Origin of the sequence: Serratia sp. NPDC087055, from assembly GCF_044900985.1 — a bacterium.
GTDB lineage: Bacteria > Pseudomonadota > Gammaproteobacteria > Enterobacterales > Enterobacteriaceae > Serratia.
In genome coordinates this window covers 835642-859707 of the sequence record NZ_JBJDOG010000001.1, presented here as the reverse complement: position 1 = coordinate 859707, position 24066 = coordinate 835642, and the positions used below count along the sequence as shown (strand labels likewise).

Annotated in this window: 26 protein-coding genes; 15 read left to right on the top strand and 11 right to left on the bottom strand. The window is 52.3% G+C overall.

All coding sequences use genetic code 11. The annotated features are described in order from the left end of the window. The first annotated feature begins 13 nt into the window (after nucleotides 1–13). The 5 genes from trpD to ACI2J2_RS04035 all read left to right on the top strand — a co-directional run bounded on the left by trpD (nucleotide 14) and on the right by ACI2J2_RS04035 (nucleotide 4939). Nucleotides 14–1012: an anthranilate phosphoribosyltransferase gene (gene trpD, locus ACI2J2_RS04055; RefSeq protein WP_209633841.1), complete on the top strand. Its 999-nt coding sequence runs from the start codon at nucleotides 14–16 to the stop codon at nucleotides 1010–1012. A gap of 3 nt (nucleotides 1013–1015) precedes the next feature. Next, the gene (trpCF, locus tag ACI2J2_RS04050) at nucleotides 1016–2377 is read left to right on the top strand and encodes a bifunctional indole-3-glycerol-phosphate synthase TrpC/phosphoribosylanthranilate isomerase TrpF (RefSeq protein WP_404760268.1); all 1362 of its coding nucleotides are present in this window, start codon (nucleotides 1016–1018) and stop codon (nucleotides 2375–2377) included. 31 nt (nucleotides 2378–2408) lie between these two features. After that, nucleotides 2409–3599, top strand: coding sequence for a tryptophan synthase subunit beta (gene trpB / locus ACI2J2_RS04045; protein ID WP_006321162.1), 1191 nt, complete (start codon nucleotides 2409–2411; stop codon nucleotides 3597–3599). Next, nucleotides 3599–4405, top strand: a complete 807-nt coding sequence (gene trpA / locus ACI2J2_RS04040) for a tryptophan synthase subunit alpha (protein WP_404759447.1) — start codon at nucleotides 3599–3601, stop codon at nucleotides 4403–4405. Before trpB ends, trpA begins: the two co-directional genes overlap by 1 nt. Nucleotides 4406–4624: 219 nt before the next feature. Continuing rightward, the gene (locus tag ACI2J2_RS04035; protein WP_209633845.1) at nucleotides 4625–4939 is read left to right on the top strand and encodes a BON domain-containing protein; all 315 of its coding nucleotides are present in this window, start codon (nucleotides 4625–4627) and stop codon (nucleotides 4937–4939) included. A gap of 47 nt (nucleotides 4940–4986) precedes the next feature. Here the strand turns inward: ACI2J2_RS04035 and ompW are convergent, their stop codons facing one another. Continuing rightward, a complete protein-coding gene (gene ompW, locus ACI2J2_RS04030; RefSeq protein ID WP_115185164.1) occupies nucleotides 4987–5631 on the bottom strand; it encodes an outer membrane protein OmpW in 645 nt (214 codons plus the stop codon). A gap of 283 nt (nucleotides 5632–5914) precedes the next feature. On the opposite strand from ompW, the gene ACI2J2_RS04025 reads away from it, so the two are divergent. Together ACI2J2_RS04025 and ACI2J2_RS04020 are read left to right on the top strand one after the other, a co-directional pair. Then, on the top strand, nucleotides 5915–6355 hold the full coding sequence (locus ACI2J2_RS04025) for a YkgJ family cysteine cluster protein (RefSeq protein ID WP_209633847.1): 441 nt from the start codon (nucleotides 5915–5917) through the stop codon (nucleotides 6353–6355). A 39-nt stretch (nucleotides 6356–6394) separates the two neighbouring features. Then, the gene (locus ACI2J2_RS04020; protein WP_037415868.1) at nucleotides 6395–7147 is read left to right on the top strand and encodes a YciC family protein; all 753 of its coding nucleotides are present in this window, start codon (nucleotides 6395–6397) and stop codon (nucleotides 7145–7147) included. Between the two features lie 46 nt (nucleotides 7148–7193). Here the strand turns inward: ACI2J2_RS04020 and ACI2J2_RS04015 are convergent, their stop codons facing one another. After that, the gene (locus ACI2J2_RS04015; RefSeq protein ID WP_265553528.1) at nucleotides 7194–8897 is read right to left on the bottom strand and encodes a SulP family inorganic anion transporter; all 1704 of its coding nucleotides are present in this window, start codon (nucleotides 8895–8897) and stop codon (nucleotides 7194–7196) included. Between the two features lie 234 nt (nucleotides 8898–9131). Between ACI2J2_RS04015 and ACI2J2_RS04010 the strand changes: the two genes are divergently transcribed. Both ACI2J2_RS04010 and yciA read left to right on the top strand, forming a co-directional pair. Beyond that, entirely contained in the window at nucleotides 9132–9671 is a 540-nt protein-coding gene (locus ACI2J2_RS04010; RefSeq protein ID WP_037415874.1) for a septation protein A, read from the top strand. A 75-nt stretch (nucleotides 9672–9746) separates the two neighbouring features. Continuing rightward, a complete protein-coding gene (yciA, locus tag ACI2J2_RS04005) occupies nucleotides 9747–10175 on the top strand; it encodes an acyl-CoA thioester hydrolase YciA (RefSeq protein WP_012145405.1) in 429 nt (142 codons plus the stop codon). A gap of 179 nt (nucleotides 10176–10354) precedes the next feature. Here the strand turns inward: yciA and tonB are convergent, their stop codons facing one another. Together tonB and ACI2J2_RS03995 are read right to left on the bottom strand one after the other, a co-directional pair. Continuing rightward, on the bottom strand, nucleotides 10355–11101 hold the full coding sequence (tonB, locus tag ACI2J2_RS04000; RefSeq protein ID WP_209633854.1) for a TonB system transport protein TonB: 747 nt from the start codon (nucleotides 11099–11101) through the stop codon (nucleotides 10355–10357). Nucleotides 11102–11338: 237 nt separating this feature from the next. Then, nucleotides 11339–11992, bottom strand: a complete 654-nt coding sequence (locus tag ACI2J2_RS03995) for an epoxyqueuosine reductase QueH (protein WP_209633856.1) — start codon at nucleotides 11990–11992, stop codon at nucleotides 11339–11341. Between the two features lie 181 nt (nucleotides 11993–12173). Here ACI2J2_RS03995 and ACI2J2_RS03990 point away from each other — a divergent pair, with 181 nt between their 5' ends. Both ACI2J2_RS03990 and ACI2J2_RS03985 read left to right on the top strand, forming a co-directional pair. Then, on the top strand, nucleotides 12174–12470 hold the full coding sequence (locus tag ACI2J2_RS03990) for a YciI family protein (protein WP_209633858.1): 297 nt from the start codon (nucleotides 12174–12176) through the stop codon (nucleotides 12468–12470). 273 nt (nucleotides 12471–12743) lie between these two features. Then, nucleotides 12744–13007 (top strand): DUF1471 domain-containing protein, encoded by a 264-nt coding sequence (locus tag ACI2J2_RS03985; RefSeq protein WP_209633860.1) that lies wholly within the window; start codon nucleotides 12744–12746, stop codon nucleotides 13005–13007. A gap of 80 nt (nucleotides 13008–13087) precedes the next feature. Here the strand turns inward: ACI2J2_RS03985 and ACI2J2_RS03980 are convergent, their stop codons facing one another. After that, entirely contained in the window at nucleotides 13088–13639 is a 552-nt protein-coding gene (locus ACI2J2_RS03980) for a TetR/AcrR family transcriptional regulator (RefSeq protein ID WP_209633862.1), read from the bottom strand. Between the two features lie 124 nt (nucleotides 13640–13763). Here ACI2J2_RS03980 and ACI2J2_RS03975 point away from each other — a divergent pair, with 124 nt between their 5' ends. Beyond that, nucleotides 13764–15236, top strand: coding sequence for an MFS transporter (locus ACI2J2_RS03975; protein ID WP_404759446.1), 1473 nt, complete (start codon nucleotides 13764–13766; stop codon nucleotides 15234–15236). Between the two features lie 196 nt (nucleotides 15237–15432). Further along, nucleotides 15433–15924 carry a Dps family protein gene (locus ACI2J2_RS03970; protein ID WP_209633867.1) on the top strand — a complete coding sequence of 164 codons (492 nt, stop codon included), beginning with the start codon at nucleotides 15433–15435 and terminating at the stop codon, nucleotides 15922–15924. 46 nt (nucleotides 15925–15970) lie between these two features. Here ACI2J2_RS03970 and ACI2J2_RS03965 read toward each other — a convergent pair whose 3' ends face one another. Beyond that, nucleotides 15971–16147: a YciY family protein gene (locus ACI2J2_RS03965; protein ID WP_071593055.1), complete on the bottom strand. Its 177-nt coding sequence runs from the start codon at nucleotides 16145–16147 to the stop codon at nucleotides 15971–15973. A 252-nt stretch (nucleotides 16148–16399) separates the two neighbouring features. Here ACI2J2_RS03965 and cls point away from each other — a divergent pair, with 252 nt between their 5' ends. Both cls and ACI2J2_RS03955 read left to right on the top strand, forming a co-directional pair. After that, nucleotides 16400–17860 (top strand): cardiolipin synthase, encoded by a 1461-nt coding sequence (gene cls / locus ACI2J2_RS03960; RefSeq protein WP_209633868.1) that lies wholly within the window; start codon nucleotides 16400–16402, stop codon nucleotides 17858–17860. A gap of 177 nt (nucleotides 17861–18037) precedes the next feature. Beyond that, nucleotides 18038–18361 (top strand): HI1450 family dsDNA-mimic protein, encoded by a 324-nt coding sequence (locus tag ACI2J2_RS03955; protein ID WP_004945300.1) that lies wholly within the window; start codon nucleotides 18038–18040, stop codon nucleotides 18359–18361. A gap of 63 nt (nucleotides 18362–18424) precedes the next feature. On the opposite strand, the gene oppF is transcribed toward ACI2J2_RS03955, so the two are convergent. The 5 genes from oppF to oppA all read right to left on the bottom strand — a co-directional run bounded on the left by oppF (nucleotide 18425) and on the right by oppA (nucleotide 24015). Continuing rightward, a complete protein-coding gene (oppF, locus tag ACI2J2_RS03950; RefSeq protein ID WP_209633870.1) occupies nucleotides 18425–19426 on the bottom strand; it encodes a murein tripeptide/oligopeptide ABC transporter ATP binding protein OppF in 1002 nt (333 codons plus the stop codon). Next, nucleotides 19423–20439 carry an ABC transporter ATP-binding protein gene (locus ACI2J2_RS03945; RefSeq protein WP_209633872.1) on the bottom strand — a complete coding sequence of 339 codons (1017 nt, stop codon included), beginning with the start codon at nucleotides 20437–20439 and terminating at the stop codon, nucleotides 19423–19425. Before ACI2J2_RS03945 ends, oppF begins: the two co-directional genes overlap by 4 nt. 11 nt (nucleotides 20440–20450) lie before the next feature. Further along, nucleotides 20451–21359 (bottom strand): oligopeptide ABC transporter permease OppC, encoded by a 909-nt coding sequence (gene oppC / locus ACI2J2_RS03940; protein WP_209633874.1) that lies wholly within the window; start codon nucleotides 21357–21359, stop codon nucleotides 20451–20453. Nucleotides 21360–21373: 14 nt separating this feature from the next. Next, entirely contained in the window at nucleotides 21374–22294 is a 921-nt protein-coding gene (gene oppB, locus ACI2J2_RS03935) for an oligopeptide ABC transporter permease OppB (RefSeq protein WP_209633876.1), read from the bottom strand. 83 nt (nucleotides 22295–22377) lie between these two features. Further along, nucleotides 22378–24015 carry an oligopeptide ABC transporter substrate-binding protein OppA gene (oppA, locus tag ACI2J2_RS03930; RefSeq protein WP_209633878.1) on the bottom strand — a complete coding sequence of 546 codons (1638 nt, stop codon included), beginning with the start codon at nucleotides 24013–24015 and terminating at the stop codon, nucleotides 22378–22380. Nucleotides 24016–24066 lie beyond the last annotated feature (51 nt).

Below are 24066 nucleotides of genomic sequence, written 5' to 3'. Positions count from 1 at the left end.
GAGGGAAACGACCATGCATACTATTCTTGAAAAGTTGTACCGTTCAGAGTCGATGAACCAGCAGGAAAGCCAGCAATTATTCAGCGCCATCGTGCGCGGTGAGTTAGAACCAAGCCAGCTGGCAGCGGCGCTGATCAGCATGAAAATTCGCGGCGAGCGCCCGGAAGAGATTGCCGGGGCAGCCAAAGCACTGCTGGCCGATGCGCTGCCATTTCCTCGTCCAGACTACCCGTTTGCCGATATCGTCGGCACCGGGGGCGACGGCACTAACAGCATTAATATCTCCACCGCCAGCGCCTTTGTAGCGGCGGCGTGTGGCGCAAAAGTAGCCAAACATGGCAATCGCAGCGTTTCCAGCCGGTCTGGTTCATCAGATTTGCTGGCGGCATTTGGTATTCGCCTGGATCTGCCGGCGGATGAGGCTCGTAAAGCGCTGGACGAGTTGGGCGTCTGTTTCCTGTTTGCGCCGCAGTACCACACCGGCTTCCGCCATGCGATGCCCGTACGCCAGCAGTTGAAAACCCGCACGGTATTCAATGTGCTGGGCCCGCTGATTAACCCAGCTCGCCCACCGCTGGCACTGATCGGCGTTTACAGCCCAGAATTGGTGCTGCCTATAGCTGAAACACTGCGCGTATTGGGTTACCAGCGAGCGGCCGTGGTACACGGCGGCGGAATGGATGAAGTGGCGATTCATGCCACTACCCATGTGGCCGAATTGAACAACGGTGAAATTGAGAGCTACCAGTTAACACCGCAATCCTTTGGGTTGCAAAGCTATCCGCTGGAAGCCCTGCTGGGCGGCTCACCCGAAGAAAATCGTGACATTCTGGCACGGTTGTTACAAGGTAAAGGTGACCCGGCTCACGCCGCTGCGGTAGCCGCTAACGTGGCGCTGCTGCTGAAGTTATTCGGGCATGAAGACCTGCGCCAAAATGCGCAGCAGGCACTGGACATGATTCACAGCGGGCAAGCTTACGAGCGCGTTACCGCACTGGCAGCAAGAGGATAAATGATGCAGGAAACCGTGCTCAACAAGATTGTTCGTGATAAAGCGCAATGGGTCGCAGCACGACAGCAACAACAGCCACTGGCCAGCTTTCAAAATGAAATCGTCCCAAGCGAGCGTGATTTTTACCATGCGCTACAGGGAACCAGAACGGCGTTTATTCTTGAATGTAAAAAGGCATCCCCTTCAAAGGGCCTGATTCGCGAAAATTTTGATCCTGTCGAGATTGCTTCGGTCTACAAGGATTTCGCCTCGGCGATTTCAGTTCTGACCGATGAAAAATACTTCCAGGGTAGCTTCGATTTTCTGCCGCTGGTCAGCAAGACGGTCACACAGCCCGTATTGTGCAAAGATTTTATTATCGACCCGTATCAGATCTACCTGGCGCGTTTCTATCAAGCCGACGCTATTTTGCTGATGCTTTCAGTGCTTAACGACGACCAATACCGTCAGCTCGCCGCTGTCGCACACAGCTTAAACATGGGCGTACTGACGGAAGTGATCAGCGAAGAAGAACTGCAGCGGGCCATTGATCTGGAAGCGCGCGTGGTCGGTATCAACAACCGCGATCTCCGTGACCTGAGTATCGATCTGGATCGTACTCGCCAGCTTGCGCCACGCGTCCCACAGGGTGTGACGGTGATCAGCGAGTCCGGCATCAACAATTACGGCCAGATCCGCGAGCTAAGCCACTTTGCCAACGGTTTCTTGATCGGCAGTGCGTTGATGTCTGAAAGCGATCTGCGTGCCGCCGTGCGCCGGGTGATTTTGGGGGACAATAAAGTCTGCGGGTTGACCCGCGCCCAGGATGCCGCCGCTGCCTACCAGGCTGGGGCCGTCTACGGCGGGTTGATTTTTGTCGGGCGCTCCCCCCGCTATGTCGATATAAACCGTGCCCGCGAAGTTATTTCCGGTGCACCGCTGAAGTATGTCGGCGTGTTCTGCGATGCGCAGGTAGAGACTGTAGTACAAACCGTTGAACGTCTGGGCTTGAGAGCCGTGCAACTGCATGGGGCGGAGGATCAAAACTATATCACCGCCCTGCGTGCCGAGTTGCCGAACGACTGCCAAATCTGGAAAGCACTGAGCGTGAAAGACCATTTACCGAAGCGCGATTTGAAGCACGTCGATCGCTATCTGCTGGATAACGGTGCGGGTGGGACTGGCCAGCGTTTCGACTGGTCGGTGCTGCAGGGTGAAAACCTGGATAACGTCATGCTTGCAGGGGGTCTGGGTGCCGACAATTGCGTTGACGCAGCCAAACTCGGCTGTGCCGGTTTGGACTTTAATTCCGGCGTTGAGAGCCAACCCGGAATTAAGGATCCTGCCCGTCTGACGGCGGTTTTCCAGACGTTGCGCGCTTACTGAACATTATTAACGGATAATCACGGGAACTATAATGACGCTGCTTAACCCCTACTTCGGCGAATTTGGTGGCCAATATGTGCCACAGATTCTGATGCCGGCCTTAAAACAACTTGAAGAAGCCTTTGTAAGCGCACAGCGCGATCCGGAATTTCAGGCTGAATTTATCGACTTGCTGAAAAACTACGCAGGCCGCCCTACGGCATTAACACTTTGCAAGAATCTCACCGCAGGAACTAAAACCAAGCTGTACTTGAAACGTGAAGATCTGCTGCACGGTGGCGCTCACAAAACCAACCAGGTGTTGGGTCAGGCACTGCTCGCGAAGCGCATGGGCAAAACAGAGATCATTGCCGAGACCGGTGCAGGCCAACATGGCGTGGCTTCGGCATTGGCGTGCGCCCTGCTCGGCCTGAAGTGTCGCATCTATATGGGTGCCAAAGATATTGAACGTCAGTCACCCAACGTATTCCGCATGCGTTTGATGGGCGCAGAGGTAATCCCGGTTCACAGTGGATCTTCCACACTGAAAGACGCCTGTAATGAAGCGTTGCGCGACTGGTCTGGCAGTTACGAAACCGCCCACTATATGTTGGGTACCGCTGCGGGCCCACACCCGTACCCAACCATTGTACGTGAATTCCAGCGCATGATTGGCGAAGAAACCAAAGCACAGATGCTGGAACGCGAAGGCCGCCTGCCGGATGCCGTCTTGGCGTGTGTTGGTGGTGGTTCCAACGCTATCGGTATGTTTGCCGATTTTATCGATGATGCCAGCGTGGGCCTTATCGGCGTAGAGCCAGCCGGTCTGGGGATCGAAACCGGTCAACACGGTGCACCATTGAAACACGGTCATGTCGGTATCTATTTCGGCATGAAAGCGCCGATGATGCAGACCTCCGAAGGCCAGATCGAGGAATCGTACTCCATTTCTGCCGGGTTGGACTTCCCTTCAGTCGGGCCACAGCACGCTTATTTGAACAGTATTGGTCGTGCGGAGTACGTGTCGATTACCGATGACGAAGCCCTGGATGCATTCAAAGCGCTTTCGCGCAGTGAAGGTATCATTCCGGCTCTGGAGTCCTCCCACGCGTTGGCGCATGCACTGAAAATGATCCGTGAAACGCCGCAAAAAGAACAGATACTGGTGGTTAACCTGTCCGGACGTGGCGACAAAGACATATTTACCGTTCACGACATTCTGAAAGCTCGGGGAGAAATCTGATGGAACGTTACCAGCAACTGTTCGACCGCCTGGCGAGTCATAAGGAAGGCGCTTTCGTCCCGTTCGTGACGCTCGGTGATCCAAACCCGGCGCTGTCATTACAGATCATTGATACTCTGGTTGAGGCCGGTGCAGACGCGTTAGAGCTGGGTATTCCGTTTTCGGACCCGCTGGCTGACGGCCCAACCATTCAAAGTGCAGCACTTCGCGCTTTTGCTTCTGGCGTGACGCCAACCCAATGTTTTGAAATGTTGGCCGCTATTCGTCAGAAACACCCAACGATCCCTATTGGTCTGTTGATGTACGCCAATCTGGTATTCCATAAAGGTATCGATACGTTTTACCAGCGCTGTGCCGAGGTAGGCGTTGATTCGGTGCTGATTGCCGATGTGCCTTATGAAGAGTCTACCCCTTTCCGCGCTGCGGCCACCCGCCATGGCATTGCGCCTATCTTTATCTGTCCGCCAAATGCAGACGACGACTTGCTGCGTGAAATTGCCTCACACGGTAGAGGTTACACCTACCTGCTGTCGCGTGCAGGCGTCACCGGAACCGAAAGCCGCGCACAGTTGCCACTTCATCACCTGGTAAACAAGCTGCGCGAGTATCATGCCGCGCCGCCCCTGCAGGGCTTTGGTATTTCTGAACCGACGCAGGTACGCGATGCGCTGCAAGCCGGGGCTGCTGGCGCAATTTCCGGCTCGGCAATCGTTAAGATTATCGAACAGCACCAGGACCAACCGGCAGAAATGCTGAAACGACTGGCAACCTTTGTCAGTGAAATGAAAGCAGCAACACGGGCTTAATCCCATTAACAACGGGTGCAGTGGATCGCGCCCGTTGTTAACATCTTGTTTCCTATCAAACTTGTGCTTTTTTTTTACACCAACAATTTGTACAAACCCAATTCTTGTCTCACACTTAACCTTGCGCGTCGGGCATTTCAGTATTTTTAGGAGTGCGTTACGTCTTCAGGTGAAAACCCGAATGTAGTTTCAACAATAACATTGCATGGAGAGTAATTTATGAAGCTATTTAAAACCCTTTCAGCCTTATGCATGGCAGCCGTTGTGGCATTCGCAGTGAGTGCCTGCGCGCCAACAGCGAAATCTGAAGGGACTGGCGGTTATATTGACGATACGGTAGTGACTACCAAGGTGAAGTCAGCACTGCTGGCGGATAAAACCATCAAGTCTACCGAAATCAGCGTTGAGACCTTTAAAGGTCGTGTACAACTGAGTGGCTTTGTTAGCTCAAGCGCCGATGCCAACCGCGCTGTGCAGGTCACGCGTGGTGTTGCGGGTGTGAAATCCGTTGATAACGTTATGCAAATCAAGTAGCGATAAAAAAACGGAGGCGCAACATGCGCCTCCCTGTTTAACACCTGTCAGAAGCGATAACCTGCCCCGAACATAAACACCCACGGATCCAAACGCGTATCAATGCTGTGGTGATTACCGTCCGCATCGTCAAAGCGGGTTTTGGTCTCGATGTTCATCCACCACACTGACATGTTCAGCATCCAGTGTTCATCCAGGTTGTAATCCAGGCCCGCTTGCGCAGCCACGCCCCAAGAATCTTTGAGACTCAGGTTGCTCAGCCCAGCACCTTTACCGTTGTCATTGAATTTTTCATCAAAGAAAGTGGTGTAGTTAACACCCAGTCCAAGATAGGGACGCAGTTTGTCTTGCTTGTCGCCAAAATAGTACTGTGCCATCAAGCTCGGGGGGAGATCACGTACCGTCGCGATATCACCGTTCACTGCCGAACCATTCAGCCCGACCTTGTGACGAAACGGCGTTGCTGCCAACAATTCGACACCAATATTGTCGGTAACCATATAGCCGAAGGTCAGGCCAAGTTGGGTGTTGTTATCGGCGCTGAATGAGCCCTGCCCCAATACGTCGTCCGATCCGGCATTTGGCCGCACCGTTGCAGCGCCAGCGCGGAAAAGAAAATCACCTGCCTGATGTGCACTTGCCAACATCGGCGCCATCATCGCCGCCAATACCACCAGAGTTGTCTTTTTCATTATCCATTCCATTTGTGTGGTTATCATCCAGGGGGAATATACCTACTTACGGGTATTTATGATCCCATCGAGATCACATCTTATGTGTAAAAGTTTTAATTCCTACTAAAAACAAGGTTACCTAAAGGACTAATAAATCAAGGATTGATCTGAATCAAAAAACGCCTTTTGTTGCAAATTATCCACATGTTTAAATTTCAGTTGCTAAAAAAAACGCCGCTGCGTAATTTCATCTTCCGTGTTGGTTTTGGTTGGTGCCGTAAGGAGTCGGCGAGCAATCAAGATGAGCGAAATTCTAAATCCCTGTGTCAGTTGCGGCGCGTGCTGCGGCTATTTTCGAGTATCATTCTATTGGGCCGAAGCGGAAGATGGCGGCGGCGTGGTTCCTATATCCCTTACTGAGCCGCTAACCCCCTTCTTGCGCTGTATGCAGGGGACCAACAGCAAGTCCCCACGTTGTACCGCACTCGACGGCGAAATCGGCAAAGCCGTTTCTTGCTCGATTTACCTTAATCGTCCCACCCCCTGTCGCGAATTCGACCAATCAGGCGAAAACGGCCTACGTAACGAAGCGTGCGATCGCGCCCGTGAACGTTATGGCCTGCCGCCATTGCCCGTTCCCCTGCCGCTGTCTTTGCCGAGCGTCACGATCGACGAAGAAATAGCCGTAGTGCAATTCGCGGGGTGCCACAGCGACGTGGAACAGGGTACAATCGCCCACTGATTTTGATTTATCTCTGTTTCTCGATGCCAAGGAGTCTGCATGCCTATCACGGCCAACACGTTGTACCGTGACAGTTTCAATTTTTTCCGTAACCAACTGACCAGCATCTTGATGCTGGCGCTGTTGACTGCGTTCATTTCTGTATTGCTCAATCAGGCTTTCAGTCCTGACGTTGAACAGCTGAAAATTCTGAGCGCAACGGAAGGTGACTTTGCTGCATCTGCCGGTATGGGGATCCAGGAAATCATTCAACAAATGACGCCAGAGCAACAAATGGTGTTATTGAAGGTCTCAGCCGCCGCCACGTTTTCTGCATTAGTGGGTAATGTGTTGCTGGTAGGTGGGATGTTGACGCTGATTCGCCTGGTTTCCCAGGGGCAGCGTATCAGCGCATTGCGTGCTATTGGTGCTTCTGCACCGGAGCTACCGCGTCTGCTGCTGCTGCTGTTTATCTGTACGTTGTTGACTCAACTGGGCCTGACGCTATTTGTCGTGCCTGGCGTGATCATGGCAATCGCCTTCTCGTTAGCGCCGGTCATTACCGCTACCGAGAAGAAAGGCGTCTTTGCCTCGATTAAGCTGAGTTGCAAGTTGGCATTTGCCAATGCGCGCGTAATTGTTCCAGCCATGATGCTCTGGCTGGCGGCAAAACTGCTGGTGCTGTTTTTGGTGAGCCACCTTTCTGTGCTGACGCCAAACGTCGCGAGCGTGGTACTGACTGCGCTGAGCAACCTGGTTTCCGCACTGCTGCTGATTTACCTGTTCCGTCTGTATATGCTGCTGCGCAGCTAACCTTTCGGCAGGACCTAAAAGGCACGCTTCGGCGTGCCTTTTTTGCTTACTGGGCCGTAGAAGGCTCTGCCTGCTCCTTGCTCTGAATCAACTTCAGGGCCAGGTACAAATCCGGCACCAGGATTAATTCCCGATCGCGCCCCAGGCGATTGATACGGAACCAACGTGTCAATTCGGTTCGCCGCCCCGCCAGCACCAACTTAACGTTACGCTGTAATAAATCGCGTTTCAATTCGTCGATCGCGGCCAATACACTGATATCCGCATGGGTAAAACTGGCGACAGCATCCACAACGACCCAACGCGGCTGAAACGGCGTGCTGTCCACCAGGTTAAGGATCCGCCGTTTGAAATAGGCCACGTTGAAGTAAGTCAGCGGCGAATTGAAGCGGTACATCATCACCCCGGGCACCGCCTTTATACCGTTATTGTTGCCCATTGAGTGGATCATACCTTCATCATTAACACCCAGGAGCTGTTCGGTCGGGCGGAAGACCGTGCGCAGAAACTGCATCAAACCCAGTAATACCGCCAACCCAATGCCACTTATCACCCCGACCAGCAGTACGCAGAGGAAGGTAAACATCGCCAACCTGAATGCCTGGGCGTTACGGCGACGCATGACCCAGATACCGCGGATATCCAGCAGAGACCAAGCAGCATACATCAGCACCACACCCAAACCCGCCACGGGAATAAACTGCAACGGCGCCATCAGAAACAGCAACACGAAGGCAATCACAGCGGCTGCAATGATTGATACCAACTGACTTTTACCACCGTTAGCATCATTGACCGCAGTACGCGAATCCGCCCCGCTGATGGCGAACCCTTGAGACAGCGCAGAAACAATATTCACCAACCCGAGCGCACGGAACTCCGCGTCGGCGTTAACCTCGTAACCGTTCTTGGCTGCAAAACTACGGGCGGTCAGCATCATACTGACAAAGCTCACCACCGCGAGGTTAAGCGCCGGAATGACCATGTCACGCAGTAAACCTGGTTGGAAATCTGGCCACTGTACGATAGGCAACACATCACTGAACCCCCCTACCGTCACCACACCATGTTGTTGCAATCCACCAGCCCAGGTCACAAAGGTGACCAGAACGATAGCGAATAATGGCGCTGGCCAGTTAGGGCGCCATTTCTTGAACCCGATCAGCGTAACTAACGTCAACAACGATACCGACATCGTCAGCCAATCGCTGTGCATCAGATTGCCCGGCAGCGCATAGATACGTTCAATCAATTGCGCCGAGTGCACACCAAAACCGAACACTTTGCCGATTTGATCGACCATGATGGTAATCGCCACACCGTTCAACAACCCACTCAGTATCGGCCGTGAGAGCAAATCGGCTAACGCACCCAACTTGAAGCGGCTGGCCAATAGGCACCAGGCGCCCATCATCGCCGTCATCATAATGGTCAATTGCCAGTGTCGTTCCATGTTGCCAGCCGCCAACGGGGTCACAACAGCGGCAATCACCGCACACGTCGCAGCGTCTGGCCCGACAATAAGCTGACGTGAGGATCCGAAAAATGCGTAGGCAACCATCGGTAAAATACATGAGTAAAGCCCGACGACTGGGCTAACACCTGCCAATTCGGCATAGGCAATCGCCACCGGCAAGGCCACAGCCGCAACGGATAGTCCGGCGCGTATGTCCGGTTTAAGCCAACTGCGTTGATACCCTAATAAATGCGTCAAACCAGGCGTTAGCGCCTGGAGAGATTTCCACTGCATAAACTGTTTTCCGTTATAAATTATCCGGCTATTATTACGCGTATCATGCGATGCCAATGCCGCATTGGCAATCTGCCCACCGTGAACTCGCGACCTCAATCGTAAGTTTATGCAAATTCCTGCTTTCACGGCGGAAATCCCGTGGCTAAACGCCGATAATCAGCACTTTCCAGCGGTACACAGAGACCGCCAAATCCGGTATAGTCGGCCGATGAACAGATGATGGATTGATTTATGAAGCAGTTTCTTGATTTCCTCCCGTTAATTGTCTTTTTTGCATTTTATAAGCTCTACGATATCTACGTTGCGTCAGGTGCGCTGATTGTCGCCACGGCACTGGCGTTAGTGTTCACCTGGTTCAAATACCGCAAAATCGAGAAGATGACACTGATCACCTTCCTGATGGTATTGGTGTTTGGTACCCTGACGTTGGTGTTCCATAACGATTTGTTTATCAAATGGAAAGTAACCATCATCTACAGCCTGTTCGCGCTGGCGTTGCTGATCAGCCAGCTGGTGCTCAAAAAGCCGCTGGTGCAACGTATGCTGGGTAAAGAGATAACACTTCCCGATAGAGTCTGGAACAACCTCAACCTGGCATGGGCCGTATTCTTCCTGGCTTGCGGTCTGGCAAATATTTACGTTGCTTTCTGGCTGCCTCAGAGTGTGTGGGTTAACTTTAAAGTGTTCGGGTTGACCGCACTGACGCTGATATTTACCCTCCTCAGCGGCGTTTATATTTACCGACACATGCCAGAAGAACAGAAAAAATAGTTACAAAATTGTTAATGCCCGTGACCTTGGCTACGGGCAGTATAGTGAAATCCCTTCCTTGATAAGCAGACAGCTATGACTCAACAACGACCTTTACCCAGTGGCGAAATGGTGCTGCGAACGCTGGCGATGCCGGCAGATACCAACGCCAACGGTGACATTTTTGGCGGCTGGCTGATGTCGCAGATGGACATCGGCGGCGCTATTCAGGCGAAAGAAATTGCCGAAGGCCGCGTCGTCACCGTGCGTGTCGATGGGATGACTTTTCTGAAACCGGTCGCAGTCGGTGACGTGGTGTGTTGCTACGCGCACTGCATTCGCACTGGGCGGAGCTCCATCACCATCAATATCGAAGTGTGGGTCAAGAAAGTGTCCTCTGCCCCAATCGGTCAGCGCTACCGTGCAACCGAAGCGGTATTTACCTATGTGGCCGTGGATGACGAAGGTAATTCACGTGCCCTGCCAGATGGCAAGATGAACTTCCGCGTAGGATTTGAAGAATAAGCTGAGATACAGTGGCTAGCCCTGATTTTGGTTAACACTTTCCAGCCTTATAACGCCCGATGAACTTCATCGGGCGTTTTGCATTGTAGCGACAGTACAGTCGCCGTGTGTTGTCGGTCAGGGGCCAACAAAAAGGGCCGCAGTAGCGCCCCTTCATCTTGATTAACAATACCAGCCTGTCAGTTCAATTCCGTGGTGCCATTAATTTTAAAGCGAATGTTTACGGTACGATCTTTCGCTTCTTTGGCTTCATAACGCCACTTACGCAGCGCCTGTTTTACTTCACGCTCAAACATATTACGTGGTTCCGCAGACAGGATACGTACGTTGCTCACACGGCCATCACTGTCGATATCAAACTGCACCCGCACATTACCTTCAATCTGCAAGGCTCTGGCTCGTGGCGGATAAATCGGATCGGCGCGGCTGATCGGCCTTGGCCCTACATCACGTGAGTTCCCCTGCACTGGTGCCGACGGGGCCTGCTTCACCGGCGCTTTGTCGATAGGCTTGGCCGGCTCGTTATTTTCAAACGGCGATGGCTCACGCGGCTCGGTTTTCTGCGGTTCACGCTTAACCGTTTTCTCTACCTTTGGCTTCGGTTTTGGCTTCGGTTTGGGTTTCACCGGCTCAGGCTTCAGGATCGCCTTCGGTGGCGGCTCTGGAATAGGCTCCGGTTCCGGCTCGGGTTCAGGCTCAACCTGCGGTTCTGGCTCAGGTTCGGCTGGCGCAGGCGGTGGCGGCTCCGCCATCGCGGCGGTATTGACCATCATGACGCTGATTGGCGCCTCTTCAGGTTTCGGTAACTCCATCACTTCCTTGACGGAAGCATAAAGTAAACCCGCCACCAGGGCGCTATGTAAGCCAACTGACAGGACAATCGGCACGGACAAACGGCGATTAAGGAACATCTTTTTTAGCGGCATAATGATTCTGTTTCCTCTGGTTCGCCAAGTTTAAATGCAAATAGCAATCATATTCAATAACGAATGGCAAACTATCGCTCTAATCGTCATTAATCATCGCTAAAACCTGCAAACTCATGGGGATATTAACCTTTCATTTGCCTTTTAACTGAGGGTTTTACACGCTTTATTAACCTGATTTACGGTGATTAAAACGAAAAAACCCGCCTTAGCGGGTTATCTTTCACCAATGTAGCGCTATTCTTCATCACCGTAATACAGCACACCCAACTTGATCAGCGGTCTTCCCTGCGCTTTACGGTGCAAGTTGGTATCGCGTAATGAATAGACACAGCCGCAGTACTCTTGCTGATAAAAACGCTCGCGCTTGCTGATGTCGATCATCCGCGACGCACCGCCTTTTTTACGCCAGTTGTAATCCCAATACGCCAGGTCTGGGTACTTTTCCGCCGCGCGTATGCCACAGTCGGTGATTTGCTGCATGTTCTTCCAGCGAGAGATTCCCAGCGAACTGGAAATAGTGTCGTACCCGTTTTCATGTGCATAGAGTGCAGTGCGTTCAAAACGCATGTCGAAACACATGGTGCAACGGATCCCGCGTTCCGGTTCGTGCTCCATGCCTTTTGCACGGGCAAACCAGTTATCGGTGTCGTAATCGGCATCGATGATAGGCACACCATGTTGCTCGGCAAAACGGATGTTCTCATCCTTGCGCAGCAGGTATTCCTTCTGAGGATGAATATTCGGGTTGTAGAAGAAAATGGCGTAGTCGATGCCGGAGGCCTGTATGGCTTCCATCACCTCTCCGGAACAAGGCGCACAGCAAGAATGCAACAGCAACTTGCTTTTGCCCTCAGGCAAGTCGAGTTTATCTCTAACCAGTTCCGTCATTTCCTCACCTCTCAACCCTTGTCCTAGTAAATCGTGCGGCCGCACTATACGAATAAAAGCGAGTTGCTTCAAGGTATAAGCTCCAGCCATAGGCAAATTCCAGCGGGCTGGCATTCCCTTGTCTCCCCTTTTGCGCTACTTTAAATTCACCGTTCTATAGCAATGATTTTAAAGGTGAAACATGCTTTATCTGATCTACGCGCAAGACGTACCCAACTCATTAGAAAATCGCTTGTCGGTACGCCCGGCACACCTGGCTCGCCTGCAGGCACTGCGTGATGAAGGCCGATTGGTGATTGCCGGCCCCAATCCGGCGATCGACAGCAACGATCCTGGCAGTGCCGGTTTCAGCGGTTCCACCGTGATTGCGGAATTCGCCTCATTGGCAGATGCACAAGCGTGGGCTAAGCAAGATCCCTACGTCGCCGCGGGCGTATATGCTGACGTAACGGTAAAACCCTTTAAGCAAGTATTCTAGTTTAGTCGCACTGAGCGGGTTAGGCATTATCACCTTCCCGCTGTATTGCGGACAAAAAAAAGCCAGCACGGAGTGGCTGGCTAAAGGGTTCTTCGAGGGAATATCTTGTTCGCTAACGTTACTCTCTTCACCACGCGGTTCGCCATCTATCGATGTGATAGGCAAATCCACCTCTTTTTTGGGCCGAATGGAATATTCCTCGTGTTGTCCTACACTTGAGCCGTAGTCAGAGCAAAATTTATCGATTCTTTCTACCTTCCAAAAGGAACAGTGATGAAAGCAACTAAATATCTCTTGGCAGCACTGGCATTCGCCTCTTTCTCTTCCATGGCAGCTATCGAAATCACCAAAGAAGAAGCGGCGAAACACACTGAAATTGGACCGGTTACCATCTCACAAGACGGTGACGACACTGTGGGTATCGACCACGCAAGATTGTCTAAAGCGGTTGATGAAAAAGGCGGCAAGTACTACGTCATTATTGGCCGTGAAGGGAAAACCACCTTCGAAACCATCAATGCCGTAGCCTACAAATAATACCGGTATAGCTGAACATCATATTATTAACGCGGTGGGCAAGTCATACCGCGTTAATCGTTAACTCCCCCAAACCCCAACTATTTTTTATCCTGTTGTAATACCACTGACTGCATATCCGCAAACATGCTTTCCCATTCTGACTGGTCAATGTCCATCAGACCAAAGAATCTCAACATAAATGCCCCTTCTGTTGCCAGGAAAGCCAACCGGGCACGCTTACCCTCTTCGGTCGTTAAATCCAGACCGATAATCCTGCTGCGATACCATTCACGGGTGCTGTCTAAATGTTCCGGCGTTTGGATCAAGGTCGCCATCAGCCCTGCCGCCTTCGCGCTGGAAGCTTGATCAGAGCTCCGGGTTGCCTGCATATGCGCTTGAACAGTGGTTGTCGCTGAGGGATTTTCCCCGGCAATAGCATCGAATACGTTGTCATACGCCTTGCCCCAGCGATCAAACATTGCGTCGATCAACGCATCTTTGCTGCCAAAGCAGTATTGCACCCCGCCCTTGGAAATTCCCATTGCTTTAGCAACGGAATCAATGGTCAGCCCGGCTGCGCCTTGAGTAGCGACAATCGCTTCAGCCACATCCAAAACCTTGTCACGATCGATGCTGCGTTGACGTCCCATTGATAAACCCTCTTTTCAATACATACGTATGGATATATATTACGACCAGTATACCACCCAGAGCCTCCGGGTAGTTACCTAATGGCAACGCATCCGCGTCGCCCGCTTCTTTTGGAATAATATTATGCACGTTAACAACCGCTGGTTGATCCTGGCAATGATCTCCAGCGCGCTATTTTTGATCATCATCGACATGACGGTGTTATACACCGCCTTGCCACGGCTCACGCAGGCACTGGATGCCAGCGCGTCACAGAAATTGTGGATCGTAAATGCCTATCCGCTCGTGGTCGCCGGTTTATTGCCCGGCGCAGGTATGTTGAGCGATCGCGTTGGTCATAAACGGCTGTTTATTGCGGGGTTGCCTGTTTTTGCCATCGCCTCCCTATGTGCGGCCTTTTCTCCATCGGCCGAATGGCTTATTGCCGCCCGCGTGTTCCTGGCGGTAGGCGCAGCGATGATGATGCCAGCGACGCTGTCCATCGTCCGACATGTTTTTACCGACGAACGTGAACGCGCCTTGGCGATAGGTATTTGGGCCGCCGTCGCTTCCGGTGGTGCCGCCATCGGCCCAGTGGTTGGCGGCGTGTTGCTGGAGTATTTCTGGTGGGGCTCGGTGTTTTTGATCAACGTACCTGTCGTTATGCTGGTTCTGCCTCTGGCATGGCGGTTGATACCCCATTGCGGCGGTGAAACTGAGCGTCCCTACGATATTCTTGGGTCGGTACAGATCATGGCGGGCTTGGTGGGCTGTATCTATGCGCTGAAAGAGTTGAGCAAAGCGTCGCCATCCTTTACTGCATTGGCGCTTGCCGCCGCGATCGGTATTACGGCACTGTGGTTGTTTGTTCGCCGCCAGCGACGGTTGCCCTACCCGATGATCGACTTCTCTTTGTTCAAGAACCGGCTGTTTGCTGGTGGTGTAGGCGTCGCGTTGGTGTCCATGGTAGCGCTAGTGGGCGTGGAATTGGTGCTAACCCAACGCCTACAGTTAGTGCTTGATTTGAGCCCATTACAGGCCGCGCTGTTTATTCTGCCGATCCCACTGGCATCCGCTTTGGCTGGCCCACTGGCCGGTTTATTGCTACCGCGCTACGGTGAGCGCAGCATGATACTTGGCGGATTACTCCTGACGGGATTCGGTATCGCCGGTCTGGCCCTGCTTTATCAAAGCAATCTGATGCTGCAGCTGGTTTGCCTGTTTATCGCCGGTTTTGGTATCGGCGGCGCCATCACTGCTGCATCAACCGCCATCATGCTGAATGCCCCGAAAGAGAAGTCCGGTATGGCAGCATCAATCGAGGACGTCTCCTACGAGCTGGGCGGCGTTCTGGGCATTACGCTGCTCGGTGGATTAATGTCGGCTGTTTATAGCCATAGCCTGGTGCTGCCGGATAATTTATCGGTGGGCAGCATCGCCTACGACAGTATTGATGAAGCCCTAAGATTGGCGGCCAATCTGGCTACCGAACAAGCAACACAGCTTAAATACCTTGCGCGTCTGGCTTTCGACCGTGCATTCATCGTCGTTTTGTTTGCGGCGGCGTTGCTGATGGCGTTGGGCGCTGGCGTGGCAAAAATGGCCTTGCGCAAGTAATGGCACGAAGCCGCTTTTGTTGTTAACGCATTCTGCTTAAACTGATTTGGCAATTTGCTTTACGGATTTACCGGTATTGGTTTCAGCGATGGCAGTGATGCCTTTGAACGTCTTTAACCACAAGGTAAATCCGGTTACTGTGTTTGTTATGGGTATTGTGTGAATCATCGAAACAAATAATCAGGAGAAGATTATTATGGCAACGACGAAGAAAGCAGCGAAAAACCATATCGGCCTGGACAGTAAACAATCGGCAAAGCTATCAGACGCGTTAAATGCGCTTCTGGCGAATTATCAGGTGCTGTATATGAACGTGCGCGGCTATCACTGGAATATTTCAGGCCCGCACTTTTTTGAACTGCACGTCAAATTTGAAGAAACCTATAACGATCTGCTGACCAAAGTTGATGAGCTGGCAGAGCGTATTCTTACCCTGGGTTCACAACCGCGACATGCCTTCAGCGATTATCTGAAAACATCCGACATCAAGGAAGACACTAACGTCACTGATGATAAAGGCACGCTCACAGGGCTGCTGCACGGTTATTCCGTGTTATTGCAACAGCAACGCGAGCTGCTGACACTGGCCGCGGATGCCGGTGATGAAGGTACAGCCTCACTGATGAGCGACTACATCAAAGAGCAAGAAAAGCAGGTTTGGATGCTTAACGCTTATTTGGGTAAATAAGCCCTACCGCACGAAACAAAACAGTCCCCTCAGGGACTGTTTTGTTTTACCACTCGTACGCCACCACAAACAGTAATGAACGCCGGTGCTGGTCATCCAGGCGGCGTCGCACCCGAATAATATGCCGATTACTGCATGACTGGCGCTCCAACCAGCGATGCCTGCGGCGCTGACTCTGTCGCAACATCCGCCAGCGCCCCACCTCATTTCTACTGCGTCTCATCGTTTCGTTACTCGTCCGTCAAATGCCAACGGCGGGCATTATAGCCCTTTCACCGCACGATCCAAGCCACAGTTCGCCGCTTTTCATCTCCGCTGAGTGGTAGGACAGCCGGGACAAAATGTTTTTTTATTTGCAGCAAGTCCCTTAAGGTAATCATATTTTTGCAACATAAGCGCCGAGAAAAGGTTTCGCCTTTACCATTCTGTGCGTACACTCATCATTGGTGGTTTGCGAACGGGATTTTTCGCCTTTATGACAACATTTTATACCGTAATCAGTTGGCTCATGGTATTTGGTTACTGGCTGCTTATCGCCGGGGTGACGCTGCGTATCTTGATGAAACGCCGGGCAGTGCCATCCGCGATGGCTTGGCTGCTGGTTATCTATATTCTGCCGCTGTTTGGTATCGTGGCTTATTTATCTTTTGGTGAGTTGCATCTGGGCAAACGTCGCGCGGAGCGCGCCAAGGCGATGTGGCCTTCTACCGCACGCTGGCTCAGTGAATTAAAAGAAAGCCAACGTATCTTCGCCACCGACTACAGCGAGGTCGCCCGGCCTCTGTTCCAACTGTGCGATCGCCGCCAAGGCATTGACGGCGTTAAAGGCAACCAACTCCAATTACTCACCACCACTGATTCAACGCTAAAAGCGTTAATCCGTGATATTGAACTGGCGCGCCATAATATCGAGATGGTGTTCTATATTTGGCAACCCGGCGGCTTGGTTGACCAGGTGGCCGAATCACTGATGGCTGCTGCACGCCGTGGTGTACACTGCCGTCTGATGCTGGATTCTGCCGGCAGCTTGCAATTTTTTCGCAGTCCCTATCCCGGCATGATGCGCAACGCCGGTATCGAAGTGGTCGAAGCGCTCAAAGTTAACGTGTTCCGTGTATTCCTTCGTCGAATGGATTTACGTCAACACCGTAAAGTGGTGCTGATCGACAACTATATTGCTTATACCGGCAGTATGAATATGGTTGACCCACGTTACTTCAAACAGGACGCCGGTGTCGGTCAGTGGATCGATCTGATGGCCCGTATGGAAGGCCCGGTAGCCAGTACCATGGGCATCGTTTACGCCTGTGACTGGGAAATTGAAACCGGTAAGCGCATTCTGCCGCCGCCGCCCGACGTCAATATTATGCCGTTCGAACAGGAAAGCGGTCATACCATTCAGGTTATCGCCTCCGGCCCCGGCTTCCCGGAAGAAATGATCCACCAAGCCCTGCTAACCGCGGTTTACTCAGCGCGTGAGCAGTTGATCATGACCACCCCCTATTTCGTACCCAGTGACGACCTGCTGCATGCCATCTGCACGGCCGCACTCCGTGGTGTTGAGGTCAGTATCATTGTTCCACGTGATAACGACTCCACCATGGTGCGCTGGGCAAGTCGCTCTTTCTTCTCCGAGCTGCTGGAAGCAGGCGTGCGTATTTATCAGTTTGAAGGTGGCTTGCTGCATACCAAAAGCGTACTGGTCGATGGCCAACTTAGCCTGGTTGGCACGGTGAACCTGGACATGCGCAGTCTGTGGTTAAACTTTGAAATCACATTGGTGATCGACGACGACGGTTTCGGCAGTGATTTAGCCTGTGTGCAAGATGACTATATTGCTCGCTCACAGTTATTGAACGCCAAAGAATGGCAGAAACGGCCGTTCTGGCACCGCATTGTTGAACGCCTATTTTACTTTTTCAGCCCGCTGCTATAAATGCCGTAGCGGGTATGTTTTATGCCCGTCGCCTTTCAAGCTGCAGTGTTGTTAACTCACTCACTCTTCCCAGTGACTGACGAAAGTCAGCGGCTGGGGATGAATGAGCGGGTTGTCTAGCTGCAACTTGAAATTCATAGGGTATAATGAGAAATCATTTGTTATCAGGATTTGATTATGGATTTGAATAACCGCCTTACTGAAGACGAAACGCTGGAACAGGCTTACGACATCTTTTTGGAGTTGGCCGGCGACAATCTGGATCCGGCGGATATTCTGCTGTTCAACTTACAGTTTGAGGAGCGCGGTGGCGCAGAACTGTATGACCCGGCAGAAGACTGGTCAGAACATGTAGACTTTGATCTGAACCCGGACTTCTTTGCCGAGGTCGTGATTGGCCTGGCGGACAGCGACGGCGAACCGATCAACGACGTCTTTGCCCGCGTGCTGCTCTGCCGTGAAAAAGACCACAAGCTTTGCCACATTCTGTGGAAAGAGTGAGTCACACGTCAGCATAAAAAACCCGCCAATATTGGCGGGTTTTTTGTTGCCGGACGTCGGGCGTTATAGCGGGTCGACCTTGAGGCAGGACACCGCATGGCGGAAACTGCCTTCCAGCAACGGGCGCGTCTTGGCGCATTCCGGCCCGGCGATGGGGCAACGGGTACGGAAAACGCAGCCTGATGGCGGGTTAATCGGCGAAGGCAGCTCCCCTTCCAACAACTGGATCTGCTTGTCCTTCTCCTTGTCCGGATCTGGAATCGGCACCGCCGACATCAACGCTTTGGTGTAAGGGTGCTGCGGGTTATGGTACACCTCATCATAGGTGCCCAGTTCCACCGCATGGCCCAGGTACATGACCAACACGCGATCAGAGATATGTTTTACGACCGCCAAGTCATGCGCGATAAAGATCAGCGACAGGCCCATTTCACGCTGCAGTTGCTGCAACAAGTTGACCACCTGCGCCTGAATCGACACGTCCAGCGCCGAGACCGGTTCGTCGCAGATCACCAGCTTAGGTTCGAGAATCAAGGCGCGTGCAATACCGATACGCTGACACTGGCCGCCAGAGAACTCATGCGGATAACGGTTGATCAGGTTAGGCAGCAGGCCCACCTTCAACATCATCGCTTTAACCTTGTCCTTCACTTCCTGGCGAGGCATTTTCGGATAATAAGTACGCAGAGGCTCTGCGATAATTTCACCGATCGTCATGCGCGGGTTCAGCGAAGCCAGCGGATCCTGGAAGATCATCTGAATATCGCTACGGGTTTTCCGCCAATCCATATCGCTCATGCCGAGCAGATCTTTACCCAACCAAGCGACACGCCCGCTCGTGGCTTTGACCAAACCGATAATGGCGCGGGCAAAGGTTGACTTGCCGCAACCAGATTCACCCACCACGCCCAGAGTTTCCCCTTCGAACAGGCGCAGCGTTACGCCATCAACCGCCTTTAACGTTTTCGGTGGCTGCCAGAACCACTGTTTGTCATCATGAATGTCGAAGTGCACTTTCAAGTCAGCGACTTCGAGCAACACTTTCTTGTCGGTTACCGTACTCATACCAACGCCTCCACCGGTTTAAAGCAGGCGCGCAGGCGCCCTTCACCAAACTGCTCCAGAGGTGGAGCGCTCGAACATTGCGCCATCGCGTATGCACAACGCGGTTGGAACGGACAGCCTTTCGGCAGGCGTAACAGGTTCGGTGGGTTGCCAGGAATGGTCATCAGTGACTCGCCCTCAGCATCCAGACGCGGTACTGCATTCAGCAAGCCGATAGAGTACGGATGGCTCGGGTGATAGAACACATCACGTGCGCTGCCGTATTCCATGGTCCGACCGGCGTACATCACCAGCACCTTATTGCAGATACCTGCCACGACGCCCAGGTCGTGGGTAATCATGATGATGGCGGTGTTGAACTCGCGCTTAAGTTCGTTCAGCAGCGTCATGATCTGCGCTTGCACGGTTACGTCCAGCGCGGTAGTAGGCTCATCGGCAATGAGCAATTTCGGCCGGCACAGCAACGCCATGGCGATCATGACGCGCTGGCGCATGCCACCGGAAAACTCATGCGGATACATACGCATGCGTTTACGTGCTTCCGGCATTTTAACCGCGTCCAGCATGCGAACGGACTCTTCGAAGGCTTCGCTTTTGCCCATCTTTTTGTGCTGCATCAGCACTTCCATCAACTGCTCACCCACGCGCATATAAGGGTTGAGAGACGTCATTGGATCCTGGAAGATCATCGAAATCTCTTCCGCACGCAGCTTGTTGAGCTGTTTTTCCTCAAGGTTGAGGATTTCCCGGCCATTAAATTTCGCCGAACCGCCGATGCGACCGTTGCTGGCCAGAAGCCCCATCAGCGCAAAGGCCGTCTGGGATTTACCTGAGCCAGACTCCCCCACGATACCCAACGTTTCACCGGCACGCAGGTCAAAGTTCAGATCGTTTACTGCGGTTACATCACCGTCCGGTGTACCGAAGGTCACACGCAGATCTTTTACATCCAGCAACAGCGACGATTTAACGGCGGTGCTGGTTTGCAACTGTGGATTTTCAATGGTGCTCATGATTGCACTCCTTAACGATCTTTCGGGTCGAGGGCATCACGCAAGCCATCGCCGATAAAGTTGAAACAGAACAGAGTGACAACCAGGAAACCCGCCGGGAACAGCAGCAACCACGGTGAAACTTCCATCGAGTTAGCACCATCGCTGAGCAATGCCCCCCAACTGCTTAAGGGTTCCTGAGTCCCCAATCCCAGGAAGCTAAGGAATGATTCAAACAGGATCATGCTAGGCACCAACAAGGATGCGTAGACCACCACGACACCGAGCACGTTCGGCACGATATGGCGCAGCACGATATTGCGGCTAGAAACTCCGCACACCAACGCCGCTTCGATAAATTCTTTACGCTTCAGGCTCAGCGTTTGCCCACGGACAATACGCGCCATATCCAGCCACGACACCATGCCGATCGCCACAAAGATCAGCAGGATGTTTTGACCGAAGAAGGTGACTAACAGGATCACGAAGAACATGAATGGGAAGGAGTTGAGGATCTCCAGCAAACGCATCATGACCGAGTCAATTTTACCGCCCAGATAACCGGACATCGCGCCGTACAGTGTCCCAACAATCACCGCCACCAGCGCAGCCGATACGCCAACCATTAATGAGATACGCCCACCAATCGCCACGCGCACCAACAAATCACGGCCGGATGAGTCAGTGCCAAAGTAATGCCCCGATTCAAAACTTGGCGCGGCCGACATCATTGCCCAGTCGGTATCGTCATAGGCAAACTGTGACAACCACGGCGCCACCATGACAAACAGGGTAATCAGCGCTAAGACAAACAGGCTGCTCACCGCTGCCCGGTTGTGCACAAAGCGGCGACGGGCATCCTGCCACAGGCTGCGCCCTTCTACTTCAAGCTTTTCGCTGAAGTTCTCCAGAGCCTCGCTGTTCTTTTTCGTCAACATCATTTGCGTGCTCCAGCTTAATAACGAATTTTTGGATCGATAACGGCGTACAGCACATCAACGATCGCGTTAAACAGAATAGTCAGGCCACCCACCAAAATGGTCAGGCTCAATACCAGAGAGTAGTCACGGTTCAACGCGCCGTTAACAAACAACTGGCCGATGCCAGGCAGACCGTAGATGGTTTCGATCACCATCGAACCGGTGATAATGCCGACAAATGCCGGGCCCATATAAGAAAGCACCGGTAATAACGCAGGTTTCAACGCATGGCGCAATATAATGCGGCGCATCGGTAACCCTTTGGCACGAGCAGTACGGATGAAGTTTGAATGCAGCACTTCAATCATCGACCCCCGCGTGATACGAGCGATGCTGGCAATATAGGCCAGTGACAACGCCACCATGGGCAAGATAATAAACTTCGGCGCGCCACCGTTCCAACCGCCACCCGGCAGCCATTTCAGCGTGATGGCAAAAATCAGAACCAGTAACGGTGCCACCACGAAACTGGGTATAACCACCCCGGTCATGGCAAAGCCCATCACCGTATAGTCCCATTTAGTATTTTGATTCAACGCGGCAATGACACCGGCACTTACGCCCAGGATCACGGCCAGCAAAAACGCGGCAAGACCCAATTTGGCAGATACCGGGAAAGAGGCAGCCACGAGGTCATTGACCGAATAATCCTTGTATTTGAATGATGGCCCGAAATCGCCCTTCGACAGCTGAACCAAATAATGGCCGTACTGCTTCCAGATCGGATCGTTCAAATGATATTTGGCCTCAATATTGGCCATCACTTCCGGCGGCAACGCGCGTTCGCCGGTAAATGGGCTACCGGGCGCCAAGCGCATCATAAAGAATGAGATGGTAATAAGAATAAATAGTGTCGGGATCGCTTCTAATAAGCGACGAAATATAAATTTAAGCATTGCCCTAACCCTGTGCTGCAGCCTGATAACGGCTTATTATTTACAACATAGGCCGGCGGTTCACACCGCCGGCGCTTACCGTATCAATGCTTGATGATGTACAGGTTTTTGTCGTACACGTTATCAAGCGGGTCTTTACCGGTATAACCCCCAACATAAGGTTTCACCAGGCGGGCATTCACATAGTAATAAACCGGAACGATGGCAGAATCTTTATCCAACTGAACTTCAGCTTTCTGATAAAGCTCAGCACGTTCTTCTTTGGTTTTCGCTGTCAGCACATTGGCCATCAACTTATCGAATTCGGCGCTCTTGTAGTGCGGGGTGTTACTGCTGCTGTCAGACAGCATCATGTTGAGGAACGAGCTAGGCTCGTTGTAGTCCGCACACCAGCCGGCACGCGCTACGTCATAGGTCCCCTGATGGCGGGTATCCAGGAAGGTTTTCCACTCTTGGTTCACCAATTTCACATCCACACCCAGATTTTTCTTCCAGATTGAGGCTGCGGCAATCGCCAGCTTCTTATGCAGATCTGAGGTGTTGTACAACAAAGAGAAAGTCAGTGGTTTGCCTGGGCCGTAACCTGCATCAGCCAGCAACTTTTTCGCCACTTCATTACGTTTTTCTTGTGTCCAGCTGAACCACTCAGGCGGAGTCAGTTTAGCGCCATCGGTATAAGGAGGCGTGAAGCTGTAAGCCGGCAGATCGCCCTGGTTTTTCACTTTGTTGGTGATGATGTCGCGATCCAGACCCAGTTTCAGCGCTTCGCGAACGCGTTCGTCGGTAAACGGCGCTTTCTGGTTATTGATTTCGTAGTAGTAAGTACACAGGTATGGATCGACGTGAACTTCTTTCGGGATCTCTTTTTTCAACTTCTGGAACAGTTCGATCGGCATGTTGTTATAGGTCATGTCGATTTCGCCGGTGCGGTAGCGGTTCACATCGGTAACTTCCGATGAAATAGGCAGGAACGTGACTTTATTAATGATGGTTTTCGCGTTATCCCAATATTCCGGGTTACGTTCCAGGACAATACGTTCGTTAACAATCCAATCTTTTAACTTGTAAGCACCATTGCTGACGTAGTTTTGTGGCAGGGTCCACTTCTCACCAAACTTCTCGACGGCCTCTTTAAATACTGGCTTCATCGCATAGTGTGGCGTCATTTCGACCAGGTAAGGCACTGGCTCGGTCAGGGTAACCTGGAAGGTATGATCGTCGATGGCTTTTACGCCCAGCGTTGATTTATCTTTCTTGCCGGCGATAATGTCATCCACGTTTTCTACGTGAGCATATTGCAGATAGCTGGCATAAGGCGAAGCCGTTTTCGGATCAACAACACGCTGCCAGCTATACACGAAATCTTGTGCCGTTACCGGCTTGCCATTCGACCATTTTGCGTCTTTACGCAGATGGAAGGTCCACACTTTAAAATCTTTGTTATCCCAGCTTTCCGCAACGCCCGGCACGATAGAACCATCTGGGCTGTTGTTAGCCAAACCTTCCATCAGATCACGCGTTACGTTGTTTTCCGGTACGCCTTCGATTTTATGTGGGTCAAGGGATTGTACTTCCGAACCGTTATTTTTAACGATCTCTTGTTTGTCCGCCAGTTGCACGCCCGCCGGCACATCGGCCGCAAAAGCACTTCCGGTTGCTGTGATGCCCAGCGCGGCAATGATGCCGGCAGCAAGGATGGTTTTTTTCGTGATGTTGGTCATGTGTATACTCCAGTTTTTATTATCACAGGCTCATCGTGGAGCCTGCGTTGC